The organism is Cupriavidus sp. 05N39 (assembly GCF_056397325.1).
Genome location: NZ_JBFTNE010000209.1, coordinates 1 through 6999 on the forward strand (window position 1 = coordinate 1; position 6999 = coordinate 6999).

Genomic DNA, 6999 nt, shown 5'->3' on the forward strand with positions numbered 1-6999 from the left:
CCTGAGCTGCGTGGTGTAGCCCAGGCTCACCTGGTCCGAATTCAAGGCCGGCGCCGGCATCAGCGCGGGCCTCACATGCATCTCCAGATGCGCGTGCGCTGCATAGCCCAGGTAGAAGCGCAACAGCGCCGTCACCTCCCGGTGGATGGTCCGGCCCGGCATCAGCCCCAGCACCGAGTCGCGGTCCTGTGGCGTGATCACCACGCGTACGGTGTTTGCGCGATCGTAGAAGCCGCGTCCCAGCACACAGTTTTCCCCTAGCGGCATCCGCTCGGTGGCATCGAGGCGCACCCACACCGGGTGGAACTCCTCCACCGTGATGCGCGCGTCCGGCACGGCATGCTGCAGCACGCCGGCGAGGCCTTCGGCGGTGCGTGTGCGCTGGCTGGCCAGCCCTAGCATCGACAACAGCTTGCGCGTGCCGACGGTCTCTTCGGTCCGCGCCTGTCCGGCGCCCGGCTTGCCGAGGCCCAACCCGAGCAGGCTCAGCAGATAACACGACACCTGGTCCTGTCCGCCCTGCCGGAAGCCCACCGGATAGCGGTACTTGCGCGCAACGCGGTAGAACTGCGTGACGATCCGGTGGTGAAACAGGTCCAGAAAGGCCGCCAACGGCTCTGCCCCGTCGCGGCGCTGGGCAATCTCGTCCACGAAGTAGGAGGGCATGCGCGCATCCACGCCGTAAAGGCCCAGGAAGGTTGTCCGCACGACCGGTGGCCGGTCGGGGTGGTCGCTGTCGCGCTCCACCGCATCGATCTCCCGCCCGGGAAAGCCTAGCCGTCCGTGCGAGCGAAACCGCACGGGCTCGTTGGCAGGAGAATCGGTGGTGCCCAATGGCGGCTGCTGCGGCGCGGCCAGTTCGATCAGCTCGCAGAGCCGGAAGAAGTTCATCTGCGGCGCATGGGCGAGCAGCGCCGGCAGCAATGCGCTCTCCTGCGCCTGCGTTGCTGTCAGTTTCGGCAGGCTCAAAACGGTGCCCCCTCGCCCTTGCTGTCGGGCCATGCGAGCCGCTTGCCGCTTGGCTGCGACACGATCACCAGCCGGGTATACAGGTTCAGCGTGGCATAGAGCGACAGGAACCGGTTGAGCATCTCGCCGAAGAGCTCGACGTCGCCCTCGCCGGCGAAACGGGTGCTGTCCAGCGATACCTCGATCTCCACGCCGCGCAGCAGGCCGCCTTTAACGAGCTTTTGCAGGGGCCGGTGCCGCACGTCCGTGATGGCATCGATGCGCCGGCGGTTCATCTCGCCTTCCGTCCAGTCGTAGAGGGCAAGACTGCCGCGCAGGACCTCGGCGCGACAGGTAGTTTGGCGCCAGGTGCGACAGCACGCGCCAGTGGAAGCGGTCGGCGGTGGGCGGGTACACCGGCAGGGTCGGTGCGGTCAGGTTGCGCACCGCGCCGATGTTGGCGAACCCGTTTTGCATACGCGTAATGCCGGCCTCGCGCAGACCCTTGCGGGGCAGCATGCCGTTGGTGCCCGTGACCGACAGCGACAGCGTCTCCTGGGGCAGGGTCTGTTGCTGCTCCCAGGCATGGCCGCCGAGCACCACCCAGGTGTCGAACCTGCCCGAGGGACCGCGGCGCACCCGGGTGTGGAAGTAGCGCTCGGGCATCTCATGGCGCAGCATGCCGCCCCGGTGGCGAAAGGCCGCGAACGGCGCGTACTCGAAGCGCGCGCCGCTCGCTGCCTCGAAGCCGCGCACGGTATCGACCGAGTACGCTTCGACATGCTGCCCGTGTTGCTCCATGGCCCGCACCCGGTACTCGGTCTCGACGTGCGTGACCGTGATCGGGTCGGCTTCCAGTTCGAACAGGTTGATGATGGGCGTGCAGAAGAGCCGCACGTTCTCCGCCGAGAAGCGCATGTCGTCGGGGAACGGCCTGGYCAGTACCGCCTCCACGTCAACATGCCCGGTACCTGGCGGGATGGCGCCCATGTCCAGCCCCACCAGATCCACGAACATGAACTTCTCGGGAAAGGTGAAGTACTCCAGCAGCAGCTGGTAGCCACCAAAAGCATTGTCCGGCTTGGGCCACAGGCGTGCCTGCGCGTCGAAGCCGGCCGCTTCCAGCGCCAGGCCGGGCATCGCCTGGGACGCGCCCGGGCGTTGCTCCGGGTAGCCGGGGATGCGCACCTGCATGGCCAGCGGCCGGGCGGTCAGCGCGGCATACAGCGCCAGTGCCAATGGCCGGTCGGCATGGAGGTAGAGCCGCAGGCGCGGCACCGCCAGYGGCTCGCGCAGTGCCTGCGCCTGTAGTTCGAGCCTGAACCGGATCACCGAGCGGCCATCCTCGCGCGCATAGGCGTTGGCCTCGGTCAGGCGCAGCGGGTACAAGTCGACYGCTTGCGTGGTCCGGTAGATGCATTGCACGGCATCATTGCCACCGGCTGCCTGCGTGCCAAGCGGCACAGGGTCGGACAGCACCTCCAGTCCGGCCGGCACGGTTTCGTGGCGCTGCARCGTGTCAAKGGTCGGGGACAACTCGAGGATCGACAGCGACGGGATCATGCGCAGGTAGTGCGGCCACAGCATGCTGACCAGCCCTTCGGTCAGCTCCGGCAGCTCGTCGTCCAGCTTATGGCGCAGCCGCCCCAYCAGGAAGGCRAAGCCCTCGAACAGCCGCTCGACATGGGGATCGCGCTCGCCGATGCCGTCAATATTGAGCATGCGCGCACGGTCGGGAAACGCCTGGGCGAACTCCTTGCCGGCTTCGCGCAGGTAGCGCATCTCCGCTTCGTAGTAGCGCAGGATTTCGTTGTCTTGGGTGGGATCGGTCATGAGGCTGTCAGTTAACTCGCCGGTCAGGCGATGGCCACGGCACGGGCCGGGTCGATGGCGGTCAGATCGCCGAGCAGGGCTTCGATACGTTGAGCAAGAGCGACCTTGTCCGCGTCCTTGCGCGTCATGCGGGCCTTGARCAACCGCAGCAGCTGCTGCTTGGCCTCGAACGCGAGCGAAGGCTCCCAGGTGGCCAGCTGAAAGCGCTGCGCGTTCACCTCGAGGGCGCCCAGCAAGTGCAACGCCGTGTCCGCGCGACCCGCACGTTCGGCCACGCGCGCCATCACCAGTTGCCGCACGAAGCGGTCGCGCTCACCGTCCGGCGCCGGCAGGCCCTGCAACCAGGCGAACGCGGCATCGAGGCTCTRTTGGGCGGCGAGGTCCGCCGCCTGGGCTTCCGTCTCCGCCCAGTCGGTGCTGGCGGACGCGACCGATACCGGCACCATGGGCTCGCCGCGCTCGACAGTTCGGCGCGCGGCGCCACCAGGCGCGTCTTGCCGCCGTGCTCGTGCGGCGGGATCTCGGTCAACGTATCCCACCGTACGCAGCGCATCAGGCGGTAGGCCGCGAGGTAGCCCTGCGGTTGCTGGCGCAGGTACAGCGCCATCTGGCGCGCCCGATCCAGCAGATCGCGCGTCGAGGCCACCTCGCCCAAGGCTGGCAGGACCGAGGCGGCCGCCGGCCCGGATGGCGCATCCCCACCAGGGTTGCCGGCGGCCGACGGTGACTCGACCCGGCCCTCGAAGCGACGGATGAGCCCATCCAGCGCCGGGCGAGCCGGTTCCGGCCACTGCGCCGTGCGCTCGAGAATCAGCGCCAGTGCCGACAGGGTACGTTCCAGCTGCGCGCCGGCCAGGCCCGGCACCCGGTCGAGCCGGTCCGTGAACGTCGCGCCGGCCAGCCATTCGAGTGCCGCCTTGCGGCTCTCGGCCCGGGCGGGCAGCAGCCGGGCGCCAAAACGGTCGACCAGTGCCGACAGCAACTCGAAGCCAGCGGCGACCCCTTCGGCGCCATCGCGCCGCATGCGCCCGTAGACGTAATACACGGCAAGGCGCACGTCCTTGGCGGTCAGCTTGAGCAGCCGCTCGGCGGACTCGACAATCAGCGTGTCGTTCACGCCGGACAGCTTGGCCACCTCCTCCTTGATGGCGAGGAAGTCGTCGTCGTAGCCCGGATCGTCGCCGGCCGGAGCGTCGGGACGGATGGGTTGCAGCCATGGGTCCCAGCGCGCCTGTGTGGAGCGAGCGAGATCCGCAGGGGCACGCGCGCCGAAGAGCGCGTTGAGGAGCTTGTTGAACATGGTTTGTCGTTTGTCCCTGTCTATCTCTACTTGCGCAGGGCGGGTGTATCGCGGGCCGCCGCCAGCGGCTCCCGGCCCACGAAGATCCGCGTTGGCAGCACAAAGCCCCGCAGCGCCAGCATCTCCAGCGGCCCCTGCCCGACCTCGGTACGCATCAGGTAGCGCACCGGATAGGTCACGTCCGCCGCAACAGGCGCCTGGGCGCTGCGCGCCGTCAGGCTGTCGGGATCTTCGGCGAAGGTCCGACCGTGCGCATCGGCCCGGTTCTCGGCAGGGGCCTTCGGTGCGCCTGGCCCTTCTAGCGTTTCCGGCGCATCCAGCGCGTCCGGCCTCGCCTGCCACGTCAGCTGGTAGTTCGCGCTATCCACCGGTTCGACGTGCGCGCGCTCCAGCATCCGCACCAGGCCCCAGCGGCCGCCGAACTCGTAGCTCTTGCTGGTGCCGGCGCGCTCGGTCTGCCATTGCAGCCGGGTACCCGGGTCCTGCAGGTTGTTGCCCGGCCAGCGCATTGCCTGCCATGTCTCGCGCTGGTTGTAGTAGTGCAGCGTCTGCCCATCGAGCGTCAGCAGCGTGTCGGTCAGGCCCGGGGTGGGGATCGGCTTGAACTCGAAGCGGTACTGCGGCTCGCCCTGCGCCAGCAGGTGCGCCGCCATGCGCTGCAAGGTGTTGATCGCGTTGAGGAAGGCCGGATCGAAGGACTGCGCCTGCCCGCCGGTAGCTGCCGGCAGCCACTGATCGCCCTGCAGCTCGAGCACGCCCGCCAGCTGCGTGCCGAGGAAGGACCCGATCAAGCCGCTTTGCGGGCGCAGGAAGCGCGCCAGCTCGGCCAGCGAGGCATCGTTGGCGGTGTCCGCAAACGGATAGCGTCCGGAGAACGAGCGGCTCCATGTCATCGCGATGCTTTGGCGCCACGCGTCGTTCAAGCTCGCCTGCGCCGGTCGCAGCACCGTCTGCGTCGCCTGCGCGATGGGCCGCACGAACAGCGTCTCGCCCATGCCCGCCCACTGGCTGCCGAGGCTCGCCGCCATCAGTTGCGCATAGGCCTGGGTGTCGGCCAGTTCCGAGCCCTTGCCCTGGAACAGCGCCTGCGCCATCTGACGGGCCTGCGCATCGGCATCGGCGCTGTTGCCGACCTGCTGCAGGCGCAGGCGCAGTGCCGTCGCGCGGTCAAGGAACCGTTGCAGACTCAGGTCACCGCTGGTGCCCGCGCTGGCGCTGCCGGGCTGACCCTGCGCCACCAGCCGCAGCACCGGGCCAAAGGCCGCGCCCAGCGGCCCCGCCGCGTCCGGCTTCGCCACCTCGGGCCCCGCCGGCTTCTTGCCGAGCAGGTCCTGCGTCTTGGCCACCAGCGTATCGGACAGCGAGTCCTTGCGGGCGCCGGCGCCGCCCTGGTATTCGAGCGACTTCATCAGCGCGATGACGGGCGACTGGCGCGCGTCGGCCATCAGCTTGAGCTGCCCGATCGCAGCGGGCAGGGTCGGCGCGGCCTCCCATTGCAGGCTGTTCATGAAGCCCTGCCAATGCTCCGCGTAATCGGCGAAGTACTGCTCGGTCAGGGCCGCCTGCAGCGCTTCGGCCGAACGGCTCTCAGTCTGCTGCTGCTGCTGCTGCGGCTTGCCATCGGTCAGCACCCAGTCATTGGCGATCTCCGTGCGCTTGGCGGCCTGCTCGATCGCGGGGGCGACATAGCCCTCATAGGCCTGGCGGGTGAAGACCCCCGGCACGATGGCCGCGGCTCGCACCAGCCCCCGGGGATCGGCGCCGGCGGTCAGCGCGGCCAGGGTCTGGTCCGGATACTTGCTGCCAGCGTGCTCACCAAAGGCCTGGATCACGCCCCGATAGACGGTGTCCTCGGCATTGCGCTCGCCGATCACGGCCAGCAGCGTCTGACGGGCGCCGGCGACCAGTTCGGGCCGCGGCTCGATGTGTCCTGCCGGGTTGGCCTTCAAATGCTCCGCATAGAAGGTGAGCAAGCGCTCGGCAAGGTCCTGCCGCTCGCCCGGGGTCATCCGGGCATCGGTGGACCAGTGCTGCACCAGTTGCGGGGCCAGGAAAGCCGGCTCGGCGCGTTCGGGGTTGGCCAGCATCAAATAGGTCTTGAGCGCCTGGTGGCCGCTCAACGCCACCCGGTTGGTTACCGCATCCAGCACCGTGGTGCGCAGTTGCGCAAGATCCACCAGCGACGCCTCCAGATCCCGCTGCACGGGCGCGACCAGCAGCTCGCGGCTGGCCTGCGCGTAGGGCTTCCACAGCGCGGCGAGGATCGCCGGATCGCGATTCAGGCCAAAGCGGGTCGCAAGCGGCGCATGATGCTGGGTACGGTACTCGTAGCGCTCGATCTGCTGCTGCAAGGCAAGAAGCGCGCGCAGGCGGGCCGCCGGGTTGGGGGCCGACTGAAAGTCGTTCACGGATTGCCGGGCGGCGTGGATGTCCCGCCCGTTCAGAACGCTGGACACCAGCATGCCCGCGCCCCACAAGCCGATGGCCGTCAGGCACACGATGGCAGACACCGTGACCGGGTGCCAGCCAACGCGCCGTCCCGGATGGCGGCGGGCGGCTTCGCCCAGGTAATGCCAGAGCGGCAGGTCGATGCTGCTCTGCACGCTCGCGTCGCCGGCGACAGGCCGTGGATACGGCGCAAAGACGATACCGTCCACGGGGATGCGCCGGCGCTGCCGGCCCCCCAATCCGGCGATCCAGTCGGCGAGCGCTTTGCCGCGGGTGTCGAGCCGCTGGGAAAGCTCCCCCATATAGCGGTCGCGATTGCCCGCCATCAGTTGCGCGACCACGCGCTGCGCCAGCTGGTCGCGCAGCGTGCGCAACGCGTCATCGATGGCGTCCGCATCCRCCTGGCGCGGCAACTCGCAACTGATGACCGGCATGAGGCCGTGGGCCGCCGTTCTCGCCTCCGCCACATC

At 69.0% G+C, this 6999-nt stretch carries 2 protein-coding genes and 2 pseudogenes; all 4 read right to left on the minus strand.

Features of this window, described 5'->3' with window-relative positions; translation table 11 throughout:
* Nucleotides 1-891, minus strand: an 891-nt coding sequence (gene tssG / locus AC1DN0_RS40480; protein ID WP_477112232.1) for a type VI secretion system baseplate subunit TssG, incomplete at its 3' end; no start/stop codon positions are given.
* A 74-nt stretch (nucleotides 892-965) separates the two neighbouring features.
* A pseudogene (gene tssF, locus AC1DN0_RS40485) lies at nucleotides 966-2781 on the minus strand (type VI secretion system baseplate subunit TssF).
* 23 nt (nucleotides 2782-2804) lie between these two features.
* Nucleotides 2805-4081, minus strand: a pseudogene (locus tag AC1DN0_RS40490) (type VI secretion system domain-containing protein).
* 26 nt (nucleotides 4082-4107) lie between these two features.
* On the minus strand, nucleotides 4108-6999 hold a 2892-nt coding region (locus AC1DN0_RS40495), incomplete at its 5' end, for an ImcF-related family protein (protein ID WP_477146572.1).